This is a genomic window from Pseudomonas sp. ADAK2, from assembly GCF_012935755.1.
GTDB lineage: Bacteria > Pseudomonadota > Gammaproteobacteria > Pseudomonadales > Pseudomonadaceae > Aquipseudomonas.
In genome coordinates this window covers 6,117,753-6,133,373 of record NZ_CP052862.1, presented here as the reverse complement: position 1 = coordinate 6,133,373, position 15,621 = coordinate 6,117,753, and the positions used below count along the sequence as shown (strand labels likewise).

Here is a 15,621-nt window from a genome sequence, read left to right as displayed (position 1 = left end):
GTTCAGGCTTCGTCAGTGTTCGGCTTGAGCGAGTGGTCCCGTCCCAGTCCCGATACGTGGTGTTTGGTTTCGTGGTCGTGCTCGCCGGGGACCTTTTCGCCAGGGTCCTTGCCTTCGGTCGACATGTGTTCGATCACCGCATTCATCTCCGCGCCGAGCAATAGCACCGCGGCGGAAATGTAGAAGTACAGCAACAGCACGATGATCGCGCCGATACTGCCATACATGGCGTTGTAGTTGGCGAAGGTCTTGACGTAAAACGCGAAACCCAACGAGGCGATGATCCACACCACCACCGCTAGCACCGAGCCGGGGGTGATGAAACGAAACTCCTGACGGACATCGGGCATGACGTAATAGATCAGCGCCACCGCGATCATCATCAGGATCACGATCACCGGCCAACGCGCAATGGTCCACACCGTGACGATGAAGTCTTCGAGCCCGACCTGCGCGGCAATCCAGCCCATCACCTGCGGCCCGAGCACCATCAGCGCGGCGGCGGCGAGCAGCATGCCGGCGATGCCAATGGTGTAGAAAATCGACAACGGAAAGCGCTTCCACACCGGGCGGCCTTCGACCACGTCGTAGGCAGCGTTCATCGCGCTCATCATCAGCCGCACGCCCGAAGAGGCGGTGTACAGGGCGATGACGATACCGATCGAGAGCAAGCCGCCCTTGGACTGCTGCAACTGGTCGATCACCGGGTTCACTTGCTCCAGGGCCTGGGGCGGCAGCACCAGTTCCGATTGCAGGCGCAGCCAGGAGAAGAAGTCCGGCAGGTGCAGGAAACCGATGAGGGCGATCAGGAACAGAATGAAGGGGAACAGCGAGAACAGCATTTGATAGGCCAGCGCCGAAGCGTAGGTCGACATTTCATCGTCGATGAATTCTTTGACCGTGCGCACCATCACGCGGTGGATGGGCAGGCCTTTCATGTCGGGGAAAATCATTAGCGTCTCCTTTCGCCGCAAAAGGTTGAAGTCGTGGCGACTCAGGGGCCGTTTTCTACATCAAAGTAGCCTACTTGGCGACTTTGAAACAATTGCGTTGTTTATCCGTTGCATCTGACACAAAAACGGCCATCCGCGGATGGCCGTTTCTTTACCGTCTTCAAAGGCCGAATCACGCCTTGTCGACACCTTTCTTGATGGCATCCTTGGCTTTGCCCACGGCTTGCTGGGCTTCGCCTTTCTTCTCCTGGATTTTGCCTTCGACTTGCAGTTTGGTGTTGTCAGTGGCTTTGCCGACGCCTTGCTTGACGTTGCCGACTGCTTCGTTTGCCACGCCTTTAACTTTATCGCCAGTGCTGCTCATGGTGTTTCTCCTGTGAACAATTCAAGGGGCATAGTCGTTACACAAAGATTGACCGGAGGCGTTTGCACGGAGTTTCATTTATTTTTGCAGCGACATTTCATCGCGGCGCAAAGGTTGGGCTTTATGTTTGCCCCGCAACCCCCGAGAATGCGCAACGTATTCAGGCCTTGGCGCTGAAGATCCAATCCCGTAGGAATGTTATGAAACTCGATAAAAAGCAGGCCATTGCCCGCAGAAACCAGGAACTCGGCGGTGCTGTGCTTGGCGTCAACAATTGCCATTTCACCGAATTGAACCGCAACCGCAACATCTGGTGGTTCGACATCCCGGTGGCACGCCTGGCCGTTGGTCAGTACGAGTGGGTTCACTTGTTGATGCATACCCCGGACACCGACGAACTGCTGCACCTGAAAGTGCCGACGGTGTTCCTGCGTGAAAAACTCGAAGGCCTGGTGGTGCGCAACGAAGGCAAGCGCAAAGCGGCCCTGAGCCTGGAACTGAGCGCCGACAAGGACTCGTACCTGCAGGACATGCGCCCGGCGGGCACCAACGTCAACTTCGCACCGTTTCGCCTCTGACCGATCGTTCCCACGCTCTGCGTGGGAATGCCTCAATGGACGCTCTGCGTCCGCTGCTGGGACGCGGAGCGTCCCGGGCTGCATTCCCACGCGGAGCGTGGGAACGATCAGTCAGGCCAAAAAAAGCCCCGCATCTGCGGGGCTTTTGTTTAGGCGCCTACTTTCTTCACGCCCAGTTTCTTCAGCTCTTCGTCACGCAGTTCGCGGCGCAGGATCTTGCCGACGTTGGTGGTCGGCAGCGCATCGCGGAATTCCACGGAACGCGGGACCTTGTAGCCGGTGACGTTGGCGCGCATGTGCTCCATCACCTGTTCCTTGGTCAGGGTCACGCCCGGTTTGGCGACGATGAAGATCTTGATCGCCTCGCCCGATTTCTCGTCCGGGATGCCGATGGCCGCGCATTGCAGCACGCCCGGCAGGGTCGCAAGCACGTCTTCCAGTTCGTTCGGGTACACGTTGAAACCGGAGACCAGGATCATGTCTTTCTTGCGATCGACAATGCGCATGTAGCCATCGGGCTGGATCAAAGCGATGTCACCGGTCTTCAACCAGCCTTCGCTGTCGAGCATTTCATCGGTGGCATCCTGGCGCTGCCAGTAGCCCTTCATGACTTGCGGACCTTTCACACACAACTCGCCGATTTCGCCCAGCGGCTGTTCAACGCCGGCATCGTCGATGACTTTGCACAGGGTCGACGGCACCGGAATACCGATGGTGCCGACCTGGATGTGCTGGATCGGGTTCACGGTGGCGACCGGACTGGTTTCGGTCATGCCGTAGCCTTCGCAGATCGGGCAATTGGTCACGGCTTTCCAGCGTTCGGCCGCAGCCAGTTGCAGGGCCATGCCGCCGGACAGGGTGACCTTCAGCGCCGAGAAATCCAGCTTGCGGAAGGCTTCGTTGTTGCACAGGGCCACGAACAAGGTGTTCAGGCCAACGAAACCGCTGAACTTCCACTTCGACAGTTCCTTGACCATCGCCGTCAAATCGCGCGGATTGCTGATCAGGATGTTGTGGTTGCCGATCAGCATCATCGCCATGCAATGAAAGGTGAAGGCGTAGATGTGGTACAGCGGCAGCGGGGTGATCAGGATCTCGCAACCTTCATTGAGGTTGGAACCCATCAGTGCCTTGCACTGCAGCATGTTGGCGACCAGGTTGCGGTGGGTCAGCATCGCGCCCTTGGCCACGCCGGTGGTGCCGCCAGTGTATTGCAGCACCGCGACATCGCCGCTGTCCGGGTTGGCTTCAGCCACTGGCTGGCCATGGCCCTTGCTCAGTACCTCGTTGAACTTGATGGCCTTGGGCAAGTGGTACGCCGGGACCATCTTCTTCACGTACTTGATGACGCTGTTGATCAGCAGGCGCTTGAGCGGCGGCAGCAGGTCGGCGACTTCGGTGACGATCACGTGCTTGACGCCGGTTTTCGGCACCACGATCTGCGCCAAGTGAGCCATGTTGGCCAGGCAGACCAGGGCTTTGGCACCGGAGTCGTTGAATTGGTGTTCCATCTCCCGCGCGGTGTACAGCGGGTTGGTGTTGACCACGATCAGCCCGGCGCGGATCGCACCGAACACGGCGACCGGGTACTGCAACACGTTAGGCAGTTGCACGGCGATTCGATCACCGGGCTGCAAGTCGGTATGCTGTTGCAGGTAAGCGGCAAAGGCACCGGACAGTTCGTACAGTTCACCGTAGGTGATTGTCTTGCCCAGGTTGCTGAAAGCCGGTTTGTCGGCGAAGCGTTGGCAGGATTGCTTCAACACTGCCTGAATATTCGGATACTCGTCTGGATTGATGTCGGCAGCAATCCCGGCAGGGTACTTATCCTTCCAAAAGTCTTCGTTCATGGAAGCCCACTCCTCAGCAACGCGAATTCATCACCGCATTTGATGCGATTATTATTGGTGTGTGTTTTTTATTGGTGAGTCTGGCTTTTATATAGGCCGAGAAGTCACAAAAGCGCGCCGAGAGTAGCAGCTTTGCCAAGGGCCGACTAGAGCCAAAAGCGGCCTCTACAGTCACTTTCATGACTCAAGAATAGCCGGCAGTCATTTTAGAGCAAAAATTCTATACAACCTTGAAAGCCCTTTAAATTGGGCTTTTCAGCCCTTAAAAGCTTCGCGGGCAAGCCTCGCTCCTACGGGCATCGCGTCAATGTGAATGACGGTGAACCTGTAGGCGCGAGGCTTGCCCGCGAACGCGCGAAGCGCGGCCATTCAACGCTTATGCGATATCCCGCAACTCCCGCCGCAGAATCTTGCCCACCGGCGTCATCGGCAACGACTCACGCAACACAATGTGCTTGGGCACTTTGTACGCGGTGAAGTTTTCCTTGCAGTACGCCTTCAACTCTTCAAGGCTGACCCCCGACTCACGGGCCACCACAAACAGCTTCACCGCCTCCCCCGAACGCTCGTCCGGCACGCCGATCACCGCGCAGTTGGCCACTTTCGGGTGGGCCATGACCACGTCTTCGATTTCGTTCGGGTACACGTTGAAACCCGAGACGATGATCATGTCTTTCTTGCGATCGACGATGCGTACAAAACCGTCCGGGTCGATCACCGCGATATCACCGGACTTGAACCAGCCCTCGGCATCCAGCACTTCGGCGGTGGCTTCGGGTTTCTGCCAGTAGCCCTTCATGATCTGCGGGCCCTTGATGCACAACTCGCCACGCTCGCCCAGCGGCTGTTCGACGCCTTCGTCATTGATGACCTTGAGCGTGGTCCCCGGCACCGGCAGGCCGACCGTGCCGATCCGCGATTTTTCACCGTACGGGTTGGTGCAGGCCACCGGCGAAGTTTCGGTCAGGCCGTAGCCTTCGGTGATCCGGCAACCGGTGAGCTGTTCCCAACGCTCGGCGGTGGCCTTGACCAGCGCGGTGCCGCCGGAGTTGGTGAGCTTGAGGCTGGAGAAGTCCAGGGTCTTGAAGTCCGGGTGATCCATCAGCGCCACGAACAGCGTGTTGAGCCCCAGCAACGCCGAGAACCGCCAGTTCTTCAGTTCCTTGATAAAGCCTTTGATGTCCCGCGGATTGGAGATCAGCACGTTGTGGTTGCCGGTCACCATCATGCACATGCAGTTCGCCGTGAACGCATAGATATGGTAGAGCGGCAGCGGCGCGATCATCACTTCCTGGCCTTCGCGCAGCAGCGGCTGACCGTCGCTGCCGAACTGGCCCAGACAGGCCCGCGCCTGCTGCATGTTCGCCACCAGGTTGCCGTGGGTGAGCATCGCGCCCTTGGCCAGGCCGGTGGTGCCGCCGGTGTATTGCAGCACCGCGATGTCGTCGAGGCCGACCTTCAGCGGCTTGATGCCCAGGCCCCGGCCCAGACGCAGCGCGCTCTTGAAGGAAACCGCCTGGGGCAAGGCATAGGCCGGGACCAGTTTCTTGACCTTGCTCACCATCGTGTTGACCAGCCAGCCCTTGGCGGCGGGCATCAGGTCGCCCATCTTCGCTTCGATCAGGTACTGGATGTCGGTGTCGGCCAGCACTTCTTGGACCTTGGCCCCGAACATGTTCAGGTACACCAGCGCCCGGGCACCGGAATCCTTGAATTGATGACGCATCTCCCGCGGGGTGTACAGCGGGTTGGTGTTGACCACGATCAGCCCGGCGCGCAAAGCACCGAACACGGCAATCGGGTAATGCAGGACGTTGGGCATCTGCACCGCGATGCGATCCCCCGGCGCGAGATCAGTGTGCGCCTGCAGGTAACCGGCGAACGCAGCGCTGTAGCGTTCCAGTTCGGCGTAGGTCAGGGTCACGCCCATGTTGCTGAAGGCCGGGCGATCCGCAAATTTCTTGCAGGAACGCTCGAACACCTCGATCACCGACTTGTAGGCCCCAAGATCAATGTCCAGGGGTACGCCGGCCGGGCGTTTGTCATTCCAGAAATCAGGTTGCATTGTTCTTGTCCTCTTTACCTGAATCACCTTGGCCACTTTCTGTCATTTCTGAAAACAGAACACAAAAAGCGGAGCTTCACGGACACTAGCAGCTATGGCGAATCAGGCAAATATGGCGAACAGCGTCATTGATCGTGTGAATCTTCCTAACGTGGCGTGGCCTGATCAGACGGCAAGCGAAGGATGCGCTATACAATGCAACCACATCGTGCAAAGGAATCGCCATGATCCACGACACTTTCTGGCTGACCGCGAGTGATCACAGCCGCCTCTTCGTCAATCAATGGCTGCCCGCCTCGCCGTTAAAAGCGGTGATTCTGCTGGCCCATGGCATGGCCGAACACAGCGGTCGCTACGCCCGACTGGCGGAAAAACTCTGTGGTCAGGGTTATGGCGTCTACGCACCAGACCTGCGCGGACATGGCAAAACTGCCGAAAACGGGACACTCGGCCATTTCGCCGATGACGATGGCTGGTGCAAGGTGGTGGGCGATCTCGCCAGTCTCAACCAGCACATCGGCCAGCACCACCCCGGCGTACCGATTGTGCTGTTGGGCCACAGCATGGGCAGCTACATCGCCCAGGCCTACTTGCTGCACCACAGCGCCAGCCTGCACGGAGCGATTCTCAGTGGTTCGAATTTTCAGCCAGTGTCGCTGTATCGCGCGGCGCGGCAGATTGCCCGGCTTGAACGGCTGCGCCAGGGGCCGAAGGGCCGTAGCGCGCTGATCGAGTTCCTGTCGTTCGGCTCGTTCAACAAGAAATTCAAGCCCGTACGCACCCAGTTCGACTGGTTGAGCCGCGACCCGACGGAAGTCGATCTGTACGCCAACGACCCGTTCTGTGGCTTTCGCTGCACCAATCAGCTGTGGATCGACTTGCTCGGCGGCTTGCAGCAAATCAGCAAAGCGTCCAATCTCGCCCAGGTCGATCCGGGCCTGCCCTTGTTGGTAATGGGCGGCGAATGTGATCCGGTGAGCGAAGGCAAGCGTCTGAAAGATCTGGCCCATGCGCTACGCGCGGCCGGCAGTCAGAACCTGCAATTGAATATTTACCCGCAGGCACGCCACGAACTGTTCAACGAGAGCAACCGCGATGAAGTGACCGCCGACGTATTGAACTGGATCGCCCAGGCGCTGAGCCACCGCCGCCCGGCCAGAACCGAATAGTTTTTCGAACAGCTTTTTTGTGGATTTTTAAATTCGTCACAGGAATTGAGACAGATGACCCAGGTTACCAATACCCCTTACGAAGCCCTTGAAGTCGGCCAGACCGCCAGCTACAGCAAGACCGTCGAAGAGCGCGACATTCAGTTGTTCGCCGCGATGTCGGGCGATCACAACCCGGTGCACCTGGACGCCGAATTCGCCGCCGGCACCATGTTCAAGGAACGCATCGCCCACGGCATGTTCAGCGGCGCGCTGATCAGCGCCGCCGTGGCGTGCGAGTTGCCTGGGCCGGGGACTATTTATATCGGTCAGCAGATGAGCTTCCAGAAACCGGTGAAAATCGGCGACACCCTGACCGTGCGTCTGGAAATTCTCGAAAAACTGCCGAAGTTTCGCGTGCGCATTGCCACTCGCGTGTTCAACCAGCGCGATGAGCTGGTAGTGGATGGCGAGGCGGAGATTCTGGCGCCGCGCAAGCAACAGACGGTGACCTTGCCTGTGTTGCCGGCGATCAGCATTGGCTGATCTGTTGATCGTTCCTACGCTCCGCGTGGGAACGATCAGGCATAAAAAAACGCCAGTCAGACTGGCGTTTTTTATTACAGCGACGAACGCTTACGAGCGAGCACGCGCCTGGTTACGCAGGGCTTTCACCTGATCGTGATTGCGTTGCACGCCATGGTACTGACGTTCAACCAGGTCACGAATACCCACCAGGTTGTGTTTGTTGATTTTCTCCAGCGCTTCCTTATACGCCTTCAACGCATGGTCTTCACCGCGTTCGGCTTCGTTCAGCACAGCTTCTTCATCCTTGCCGGTGAACATCGCTTTCACGTCCACCCAACGACGATGCAGATCACCGCTGACGCTGGTGGAAGTTTCCGGATCGCCGCCCATGGAACGCACAGCGGCCTGAAGTTCGGCAGCCGCGGTAGCGCAATCGGCAGAACGGGTCACGAACAGCGTTTTGAGTTCTGGGTGCTTGATGTCTTCAGCGCAGGTCTTGAACCCTTCCTGACCGTCTTTGCTGGTTTCAATCAGGTCGTTGAGTACAGAGATGGCTTCTTTATTCACGTCGGTCATTTTCAATTCCTCGCGGGTTGATGAAAGATGCAATAGCTATTGCAGCCTGCATGCCAGCTTTGAATCGAGTATTTATTCCTTATTTTTCAACTAGTTAACTTATGCAGCGAAATCTGTATCCGCTTTATTTGCATGATCTGTCATTTGGCCTGCATGCAGAATGCCTGTATTTTCCAGACTGTTTGAATCAAGACGACTGATTGATGAATCCTGAAAAGCTCGAATTGCTGATTACCCGCGAAATGCCCTTCGGCAAATACAAGGGCCGCATCATCGCCGACCTGCCCGGCCAATACCTGAACTGGTTCGCCCGGGAAGGTTTCCCCCATGGCGAACTGGGAGGTTTGCTGGCGCTGATGCAGGAAATCGACCACAACGGTTTATCGGAACTGCTCGACCCGCTGCGCGCCAAACACGGCAAGCCAGCCCCTCGCCACTGAACTGACTGAGTAGCCCATGCCCGATAACACCCGCCGTGCCCGTGATGAAGCCTTCTGGCAAACCTTTGCCGACCGTTACGCTGTCGAACCTGGCCCGATCAATCTGGAGAACGGCTACTTCGGACGCATGTCGCGCACAGTGGTCGAGGAGTATCAGCGCAATATCGAGCTGATCAACCGCAGTAACTCGGTGCATGTGCGCCAGCATTTCGAGCAAAGCGAAAGCCTGGACATCCGCGCGCAATTGGCCGAGATGATGGGCGTGCGCGCGCAATCGATCGCCCTCACCCGCAACGCCTCGGACGGCTTGCAATCGCTGATCCGCAACTACAATCGCCTGCAACCCGGCGATCAGGTGCTGCTGTGCGATCTGGAGTACGACACGGTCAAGGGCGCCATGCGTTGGCTCGCCCGCCATCGCGGCGTGGAAGTGATCGAAATCGACCACCAACACCCTGCCACTTTCGACAGTTTGCTCGCCACTTACCGCGAAGCTTTCGTGCGTTATCCGCGCCTCAAGCTGATGGCCCTGACCCACGTTACCCATCGCACCGGCCTGGTGATGCCGGTGCAGGCGATTGCCGCACTCGCCAAGGAACACGGCATCGATGTGATCCTCGACGGCGCCCATGCCCTGGGCCAGATGGAATTCGACCTGGCAGCGCTGGGCATCGCCTTTGCCGGGTACAACCTGCACAAATGGATCGGCGCCCCGCTGACCCTGGGTTTCATTTACATCGCCCCTCAGCGCCTGGCCGATATCGACCCGGACATGGGCGAGATGCACTTCCCGATCAACGACATTCGCGCCCGCACGCCCTACAGCACGCCGAACATCCCGGCACTGATGACCCTGCCACTGGTGCTCGAAGAGCATCAGGCCATGGGCGGTTCCGCCGCCAAGGGTGCACGGCTCAACTACCTGCGCAATCGCTGGGTCAACGCCGTGCGTGAGCTGCCGGGCATCGAAGTCATGACCCCGGACGATCCCCGGCTGTATTGCGGCATCACCTCGATGCGCTTTACCCGCCACGCCGACCAGCACGTCATGGCCGAACGGCTGCTCAATGAGTACAACCTGTTCACCGTGGCCCGCAATGGCGCCGCCAGCGGACCGTGCATCCGCATCACGCCGGGGCTGACCACCACCGCAGCCGAAGTGGACCTGCTGATCCAGGCGCTGACCGAACTGCGCTGAGGCTGGTGCTTACACGGTGTACTTGTCGAAGTCCTCGGGTCTGATCTGGCTCGACACCGCAATCGTGTCGACGCCAATGGTCATGTGCCCGAAGAAACCGTCTTCATGGCTGTCCCGGCCGATCTTGTGAATGTTCAAGGTCGAGGCGTCCCTGCCCATGCTTTCGAAGTAGTGGTCTTTTTCGTTGCTCAGTGGCGACACACTACGGCCCTGATACTCCCGGGCGCTGAGCACTGACCTGGAAGCCACTTCCGGGAGGTACAACTGGCCGACCCAGGCGACATGCCGCTCTTCCAGGTAATTGTTGCCAGCGGTGATGCGTACCGCCACATGAATATGCAACGCACGGCCGGCATAGAACCCCGGATAGATGGTGGTAAATCGCACTGCGCCCCTGTTGTCGCTGAATTGCCCGCCACACAGGTAAGTATCGTCGTCCGTGCGCGGGATCGAACCGATGCTGCTGACATCGACTTCCTTGTCCGGGTCGACCTTGCTCCATCCCGAGTAAGCCCCGCGCGCGTTGCAATGCCAGATATCCACCAGCGCCCCGCTCACCGGTTCGCCAGTCATGGCGTCGACGATGTTCAGGCGCAACACCAGGGGAATGCCATCCTGGCCTTCGCTGATGTTTCTTCTGATGAGTTTCGGGTTACGGAAATACGGGCCGGCGATCTGCTCCGGGGTGAGCAGGCAGACAGTTTGGCGGGGAATCGTGGTGGTGGTGTTTTCCATGAGGTTGTCTCTCTTCCATAAGATGCTTCAAGGATAGAGAGAGAGGCGCGGCGGGATGCGGTAACTATGTATCGGCAAATGTTTTTGTGTAGGAGCATTGTTTGCAGGCAAAAAAAAACGGTGCACCGACCAAGCGCACCGTAAAGCCGTAGAACACACAACGAAGTGTTTGGTACCTACTAATCCAACAGCATCAGTCCAACAGCGCCAACGCCTCGGCGGTGCATTCCTGAATGCGGGCCCAGTCGCCGTTCTTGATCCACTCCGGATCAAGCATCCAGCTACCGCCCACGCACATCACGTTTTTCAACGCCATGTAGCTCTTGATATTGGCCGGGCTCACGCCGCCAGTCGGGCAGAATTTCACCTCGCCGAACGGGCCGCCCAAGGCCTTGATCGCCGCGACGCCACCGCTGACTTCCGCCGGGAACAACTTGAAGCGGCGATAACCCAGGCCATAGCCTTCCATGATGCCGGAGGCGTTGCTGATGCCGGGCAACAGCGGGATCGGGCTGTCGACACTGGCTTCGAGCAGGTCACGGGTAATGCCTGGGGTGACAATAAATTGCGAACCGGCCCGTTCAGCGGCGGCAAGCATGGTGCGATCGAGCACGGTGCCGGCACCGGTCACCAGTTCCGGACGCTGCTCACGCAGGACCTGAATGGCTTTAAGGCCGAACTGCGAACGCAGGGTCACTTCCAGGGCGGTCAGGCCACCGGCAGCCAGGGCGTCGGCCAGTGGCAGGATGTCCTGTTCGCGAGCGATGGTGATCACTGGCAAGATCCGCGCCTTGGCGCAGAGGCTGTCGATCAGGGCAACTTTGTCCGCCATGGAAACGGTCGGGGATGTCTTTGTCATAGCGGCTGATCCTTGGCTCATGGGCACCAGTAAATCTCTAACGTAGGTTGCAGAAACGCGCGAATCGGCATGGCAGCGACATCGTCACTGGCCAATGCGGCACTCAAAGTGGTCAGTTTGGACTGACCGGAAATCGATAGAACGGTGGTCTTGGCCGAAGCCAACAGCGCACGACTCATGGTCAGGCGCTGATGCGGCACGGTCGGCGCCAGCATCGGATAGCAACGGCGTGTGCCGTCGACTTTCAAGGCGTCGGACAGGTTCGGGCTGTTGGGGAACAGCGACGCGGTGTGACCGTCATCGCCCATGCCGAGGATCAGCACGTCGATCGGCGGCAATTCCGCGAGCAAGCGATCAGCCTGCTCCGCTGCCAGCTCAAGGTTGGCGGTGGCGCTATAAAGGCTCAAAAACTGCGCCTTGGCCGCCGGGCCTTGCAGCAGGTAACGCTTGAGCAGGCCGGCATTGCTGTCGGCGTGCTCGACCGGTACCCAGCGCTCGTCGGCCAGGGTCACGACGACCTTGGACCAGTCGAGTTTCTGTTTGGCCAGGTTCTGGAAGAACGCCACCGGGCTGCGGCCACCGGACACCACCAGCGTCGCGCTGCCGCGGGCGTCGATGGCGTCGCTCAATAGCTTGGCGACATTCAGCGCCAAACCATCGGCCAGCAACACCGGGCTCTTGAACTCATGGGCGCTGACGCCCTGAGGCAGTTGCAAATTAGATATCGCCATACCACGACCTCCCATCCCGCGTGATCAGTGCAATGGAGCTCATTGGTCCCCAGGACCCGGCCGCGTACGGCTTGGGCGCATCACCGGATTTTTTCCACCCGGCGATCAACTGGTCACACCACTTCCACGCGGCTTCGATTTCATCTTTACGGACAAACAGGTTCTGATTGCCGCGCATCACTTCCAGCAACAACCGCTCGTAGGCATCGGGAATCCGTGCGCTGCGATAGGTGTCGGAAAAATTCAGCTGCAACGGACCGCTGCGCAGCTGCATGCCCTTGTCCAGGCCTTGTTCTTTGGTCATTACGCGCAAGGAAATGCCTTCGTCCGGTTGCAGGCGGATAATCAGCTTGTTGCTGATTTGCAGGCGCTGCTCGGGGGCGAAGATGTAGTGCGACGGTTCCTTGAAGTGGATGACGATCTGCGACAGCTTCTGCGGCATGCGCTTGCCGGTCCGCAGGTAGAACGGCACGCCGGCCCAGCGCCAGTTGCGGATGTCGGCCCGCAAGGCGACGAAGGTTTCGGTGTCGCTCTGGGTGTTGGAATTCGGTTCTTCCAGGTAACCGGGAACCGGCTTGCCTTCGCTGTAGCCGGCGATGTACTGGCCACGTACAACCTGAGTCGTCAGGCCTTCCGGGCTGATCGGTGCCAGAGCCTTGAGCACTTTGACTTTCTCGTCACGGATGCTGTCGGCGGACAGATCGGCCGGCGGGTCCATGGCGATCAGGCAGAGCAGTTGCAGCAGGTGATTCTGGATCATGTCCCGCAGCTGGCCGGCCTTGTCGAAGTAACCCCAGCGGCCTTCGATCCCGACCTTCTCGGCCACGGTGATTTCCACGTGGGAAATGTAATTCTGGTTCCACTGGGTTTCGAACAGGCTGTTGGCGAAACGCAGGGCGATCAGGTTCTGGACGGTTTCTTTGCCCAGGTAGTGGTCGATGCGGTAGGTGCGGTTCTCCGGAAAGAACTGCGCCACGGCGTCGTTGACCTTGCGCGAGGATTCCAGGTCCGAACCGATGGGTTTTTCCAGCACCACGCGGGTGTTGTCGGTCAGGCCGACCTTCGACAGGTTCTCGCAGATCGCGCCGTAGACGGCGGCCGGCGTGGCGAAGTAGGCAATAACGCGCTGGGCGCTGCCGGCCTGTTCGGCCAGGGCGACGTAATCTTCGGATTTGAGGAAGTCGACGTGCAGGTAGGTCAGGCGGGCGAGAAAGCGTTCGAGCACGGCTTCGTCCAGCTCTTTGGCATCGACGTAGCGACGCAGCTCCGAGGTGATGAACCCCAGGTGCTGCTGCTCGCTGCCGGGTTCACGGGCCAGCGCGATGATGCGCGAGTCCTCGTGCAACAGGCCGGCGCCGTCCAGCTGATAAAGGGCAGGAAACAGCTTGCGCAGGGCCAGATCGCCGAGGGCGCCGAACAAGGCAAAGGTGCACGGTTCTACCGTAATCGAAGGCATGATGTTTGTTCTTTTATCAAGTTAAGCTACAAATACCTTTTTTCAAGGCATCACTCAAGGGAAAATGTAGTAATAACCACAACATTTTCGCAAAATACAGATTCCGAGTGGTGGTCGGTCGGAGCCATCAGTAGGATAGGCCACCGTGACGGGCCGCATCAAAGGCCCTTTTTGCATAGCAGAGCGCATCTTTGCGCTGCTGACTCAAGGAACATCTATGGACCGCGTGCGAAATTTACTGGAACAAATCCAGAATCGCCTTGAAGACCTGAACAAGGCCGAACGCAAAGTCGCCGAAGTGATCCTGCTCAATCCACAGCAGGCGACCCGGTTCAGCATCGCCGCCCTCGCCCAGGCCTCAAAGGTCAGCGAGCCGACGGTCAACCGTTTCTGCCGTTCGTTCGGCGTCAGCGGTTATCCGGAACTGAAACTGCAACTGGCCCAGAGCCTGGCCAGTGGCGCGGCGTACGTCAGCCGTGCGGTCGAGGCCGATGACAATCCTGAAGCTTACACTCAGAAAATCTTCGGCAGCGCCATCGCCTCGCTGGACAGTGCTTTGCAGGCCCTGGACCCGAACCTGATCAGTCGCGCCGTCGATCTGTTGATCCAGGCCCGGCAGATCCACTTCTTCGGCCTCGGCGCTTCGGCCCCGGTGGCGCTGGATGCGCAGCACAAGTTCTTCCGCTTCAACCTCGCCGTCACCGCCCATGCCGACGTGCTGATGCAACGCATGATTGCCTCGGTGGCGCACACCGGTGAGTTGTTCGTGATCATTTCCTACACCGGCCGCACCCGCGAACTGGTGGAAGTGGCGCGCATCGCCCGGGAGAACGGCGCTTCGGTGCTCGGCTTGACCGCTGAGGGTTCGCCACTGGCCAAGGCCAGTACGCTGAGCCTGAACATTCCGCTGCCGGAAGACACCGACATCTATATGCCGATGACTTCGCGGATTATTCAGCTGACGGTGCTGGACGTGCTGGCAACCGGCATGACCTTGCGCCGTGGGGTGGATTTCCAGCCGCATCTGCGCAAGATCAAAGAGAGTTTGAATGCGAGCCGGTATCCGGTGGGTGACGAGTTTAATTAGCCCGTAGCGATCGTTCCCACGCTCTGCGTGGGAATGCAGCCCGTGACGCTCCGCGTCACTGGACGCGGAGCGTCCCTTGAGGCATTCCCACGCGGAGCGTGGGAACGATCACCCAACCCACGCCTGCAAACTCAGGTGCGCCCGCTCCCCCGGCGCCAGGCTCAGGCTGTCGGTCCCACCGCTCGCCGCTTCCACACAGACAAACTCCAACACCTCGTCCCAACTCACCCCCAGCAACGGCCGCGACCCCGGATGCCAGACCACCGTGTCCGCAGCGTCGCCGGTGTCGATGCACAATTCACGCTGCCAGGCGTGGTCCTTGAGCTGCAATTCGCCGTCATGCTGGAACACGCGCTGACAACCACCCTCGACCCGCAGCTCCCCTTCCTGCTGACACGCCTGACGGTTCAACTGATCGTATCCTTGCGCTCCGTCGAGTCCAGACAGCGCTACCTCAGCCACGTCGCCAATACGCCAGTAAGCATGCAACGCCTGACTCAATTGGCATGGCAAGGTGTCTTGGTGCTCGGTGCTCAGGCGCAGGTCCATGCGTTCACCGAGGTGCGCGTGCAGATCAACCGTCCAGTCGCACAGCTGTAATTGCCAGTGCAAACGCACGCCATCGTCGTCGCTGCTGCTATCGAGTAGCTTCCAATCCAGCAGCCGCGCCCAGCCATGGGACGGCCAGGCATTTTCGCTCGGATGACGGCCAAACCACGGCCAGCACACCGGTACACCGCCACGAATGGCCCCCACGTGCGGCCACTTCGCCGCGCACCACAACCAGGGTTTCTGCCCTGCTGGCTGGAAGTGCAACAACTGCGCGCCCTGGCGACTGAACACCGCCTGGCATAGCGGATGATCGATCACCAGCACGTCGCGCATCTGATAGCGCTCCCACGCAAACACCGGACGTTCGCGCAAGGATTTGAAGAAGCGTTGTAGCGGATGCTCATGCATGTGCCGCGGTCCTGGAAATCATCTGTTGCCCGGGGTGCGCCGCCCCCAAAAAAAAGCGGATAGCCTTGGCCATCCGCAAATATGCGCACTTGG

Annotated in this window: 16 protein-coding genes; 6 read left to right on the top strand and 10 right to left on the bottom strand. The window is 59.2% G+C overall.

The window, feature by feature from the left end; all coding sequences use genetic code 11:
- Positions 1-2: 2 nt before the first annotated feature.
- Together HKK52_RS28125 and HKK52_RS28120 are read right to left on the bottom strand one after the other, a co-directional pair.
- Positions 3-953, bottom strand: a complete 951-nt coding sequence (locus HKK52_RS28125) for a YihY/virulence factor BrkB family protein (RefSeq protein WP_169373457.1) — start codon at positions 951-953, stop codon at positions 3-5.
- 172 nt (positions 954-1,125) lie between these two features.
- The gene (locus tag HKK52_RS28120) at positions 1,126-1,317 is read right to left on the bottom strand and encodes a CsbD family protein (protein WP_169373456.1); all 192 of its coding nucleotides are present in this window, start codon (positions 1,315-1,317) and stop codon (positions 1,126-1,128) included.
- 200 nt (positions 1,318-1,517) lie between these two features.
- Here HKK52_RS28120 and HKK52_RS28115 point away from each other — a divergent pair, with 200 nt between their 5' ends.
- Positions 1,518-1,895 carry a hypothetical protein gene (locus HKK52_RS28115; RefSeq protein ID WP_046032015.1) on the top strand — a complete coding sequence of 126 codons (378 nt, stop codon included), beginning with the start codon at positions 1,518-1,520 and terminating at the stop codon, positions 1,893-1,895.
- 149 nt (positions 1,896-2,044) lie between these two features.
- Here the strand turns inward: HKK52_RS28115 and fadD1 are convergent, their stop codons facing one another.
- Entirely contained in the window at positions 2,045-3,745 is a 1,701-nt protein-coding gene (gene fadD1, locus HKK52_RS28110; RefSeq protein WP_169373455.1) for a long-chain-fatty-acid--CoA ligase FadD1, read from the bottom strand.
- Positions 3,746-4,121: 376 nt separating this feature from the next.
- Complete coding sequence (fadD2, locus tag HKK52_RS28105) at positions 4,122-5,810, bottom strand: long-chain-fatty-acid--CoA ligase FadD2 (protein WP_169373454.1); 1,689 nt, start codon at positions 5,808-5,810, stop codon at positions 4,122-4,124.
- A 224-nt stretch (positions 5,811-6,034) separates the two neighbouring features.
- On the opposite strand from fadD2, the gene HKK52_RS28100 reads away from it, so the two are divergent.
- Positions 6,035-6,979 carry an alpha/beta hydrolase gene (locus HKK52_RS28100; RefSeq protein ID WP_169373453.1) on the top strand — a complete coding sequence of 315 codons (945 nt, stop codon included), beginning with the start codon at positions 6,035-6,037 and terminating at the stop codon, positions 6,977-6,979.
- Positions 6,980-7,033: 54 nt separating this feature from the next.
- Complete coding sequence (locus HKK52_RS28095; RefSeq protein WP_054044906.1) at positions 7,034-7,504, top strand: MaoC family dehydratase; 471 nt, start codon at positions 7,034-7,036, stop codon at positions 7,502-7,504.
- Positions 7,505-7,594: 90 nt separating this feature from the next.
- Here HKK52_RS28095 and HKK52_RS28090 read toward each other — a convergent pair whose 3' ends face one another.
- Complete coding sequence (locus tag HKK52_RS28090; RefSeq protein WP_169373452.1) at positions 7,595-8,062, bottom strand: PA2169 family four-helix-bundle protein; 468 nt, start codon at positions 8,060-8,062, stop codon at positions 7,595-7,597.
- A gap of 203 nt (positions 8,063-8,265) precedes the next feature.
- On the opposite strand from HKK52_RS28090, the gene HKK52_RS28085 reads away from it, so the two are divergent.
- On the top strand, positions 8,266-8,502 hold the full coding sequence (locus HKK52_RS28085) for a DUF3820 family protein (protein WP_092278897.1): 237 nt from the start codon (positions 8,266-8,268) through the stop codon (positions 8,500-8,502).
- Between the two features lie 16 nt (positions 8,503-8,518).
- Positions 8,519-9,700: an aminotransferase class V-fold PLP-dependent enzyme gene (locus HKK52_RS28080; protein WP_169373451.1), complete on the top strand. Its 1,182-nt coding sequence runs from the start codon at positions 8,519-8,521 to the stop codon at positions 9,698-9,700.
- A 9-nt stretch (positions 9,701-9,709) separates the two neighbouring features.
- Here the strand turns inward: HKK52_RS28080 and HKK52_RS28075 are convergent, their stop codons facing one another.
- The 4 genes from HKK52_RS28075 to zwf all read right to left on the bottom strand — a co-directional run bounded on the left by HKK52_RS28075 (position 9,710) and on the right by zwf (position 13,481).
- Complete coding sequence (locus tag HKK52_RS28075; protein WP_169373450.1) at positions 9,710-10,435, bottom strand: intradiol ring-cleavage dioxygenase; 726 nt, start codon at positions 10,433-10,435, stop codon at positions 9,710-9,712.
- Positions 10,436-10,628: 193 nt separating this feature from the next.
- A complete protein-coding gene (locus HKK52_RS28070) occupies positions 10,629-11,294 on the bottom strand; it encodes a bifunctional 4-hydroxy-2-oxoglutarate aldolase/2-dehydro-3-deoxy-phosphogluconate aldolase (protein ID WP_169373449.1) in 666 nt (221 codons plus the stop codon).
- A 17-nt stretch (positions 11,295-11,311) separates the two neighbouring features.
- Positions 11,312-12,025, bottom strand: coding sequence for a 6-phosphogluconolactonase (gene pgl, locus HKK52_RS28065; RefSeq protein ID WP_169373448.1), 714 nt, complete (start codon positions 12,023-12,025; stop codon positions 11,312-11,314).
- Positions 12,012-13,481, bottom strand: a complete 1,470-nt coding sequence (gene zwf, locus HKK52_RS28060; RefSeq protein WP_169373447.1) for a glucose-6-phosphate dehydrogenase — start codon at positions 13,479-13,481, stop codon at positions 12,012-12,014. The genes pgl and zwf overlap by 14 nt, the downstream gene beginning before the upstream one ends.
- Before the next feature lie 226 nt (positions 13,482-13,707).
- Here zwf and HKK52_RS28055 point away from each other — a divergent pair, with 226 nt between their 5' ends.
- Complete coding sequence (locus HKK52_RS28055) at positions 13,708-14,568, top strand: MurR/RpiR family transcriptional regulator (protein WP_177328568.1); 861 nt, start codon at positions 13,708-13,710, stop codon at positions 14,566-14,568.
- 108 nt (positions 14,569-14,676) lie between these two features.
- Here the strand turns inward: HKK52_RS28055 and HKK52_RS28050 are convergent, their stop codons facing one another.
- Entirely contained in the window at positions 14,677-15,528 is an 852-nt protein-coding gene (locus tag HKK52_RS28050) for a D-hexose-6-phosphate mutarotase (protein WP_169373446.1), read from the bottom strand.
- Between the last annotated feature and the right edge of the window lie 93 nt (positions 15,529-15,621).

Coding starts and splice junctions, on each gene's coding strand:
- HKK52_RS28125 (WP_169373457.1), bottom strand. CDS start 953: ATGATTTTCCCCGACATGAAAGGCCTGCCCATCCACCGCGTGATGGTG.
- HKK52_RS28120 (WP_169373456.1), bottom strand. CDS start 1,317: ATGAGCAGCACTGGCGATAAAGTTAAAGGCGTGGCAAACGAAGCAGTC.
- HKK52_RS28115 (WP_046032015.1), top strand. CDS start 1,518: ATGAAACTCGATAAAAAGCAGGCCATTGCCCGCAGAAACCAGGAACTC.
- fadD1 (WP_169373455.1), bottom strand. CDS start 3,745: ATGAACGAAGACTTTTGGAAGGATAAGTACCCTGCCGGGATTGCTGCC.
- fadD2 (WP_169373454.1), bottom strand. CDS start 5,810: ATGCAACCTGATTTCTGGAATGACAAACGCCCGGCCGGCGTACCCCTG.
- HKK52_RS28100 (WP_169373453.1), top strand. CDS start 6,035: ATGATCCACGACACTTTCTGGCTGACCGCGAGTGATCACAGCCGCCTC.
- HKK52_RS28095 (WP_054044906.1), top strand. CDS start 7,034: ATGACCCAGGTTACCAATACCCCTTACGAAGCCCTTGAAGTCGGCCAG.
- HKK52_RS28090 (WP_169373452.1), bottom strand. CDS start 8,062: ATGACCGACGTGAATAAAGAAGCCATCTCTGTACTCAACGACCTGATT.
- HKK52_RS28085 (WP_092278897.1), top strand. CDS start 8,266: ATGAATCCTGAAAAGCTCGAATTGCTGATTACCCGCGAAATGCCCTTC.
- HKK52_RS28080 (WP_169373451.1), top strand. CDS start 8,519: ATGCCCGATAACACCCGCCGTGCCCGTGATGAAGCCTTCTGGCAAACC.
- HKK52_RS28075 (WP_169373450.1), bottom strand. CDS start 10,435: ATGGAAAACACCACCACCACGATTCCCCGCCAAACTGTCTGCCTGCTC.
- HKK52_RS28070 (WP_169373449.1), bottom strand. CDS start 11,294: ATGACAAAGACATCCCCGACCGTTTCCATGGCGGACAAAGTTGCCCTG.
- pgl (WP_169373448.1), bottom strand. CDS start 12,025: ATGGCGATATCTAATTTGCAACTGCCTCAGGGCGTCAGCGCCCATGAG.
- zwf (WP_169373447.1), bottom strand. CDS start 13,481: ATGCCTTCGATTACGGTAGAACCGTGCACCTTTGCCTTGTTCGGCGCC.
- HKK52_RS28050 (WP_169373446.1), bottom strand. CDS start 15,528: ATGCATGAGCATCCGCTACAACGCTTCTTCAAATCCTTGCGCGAACGT.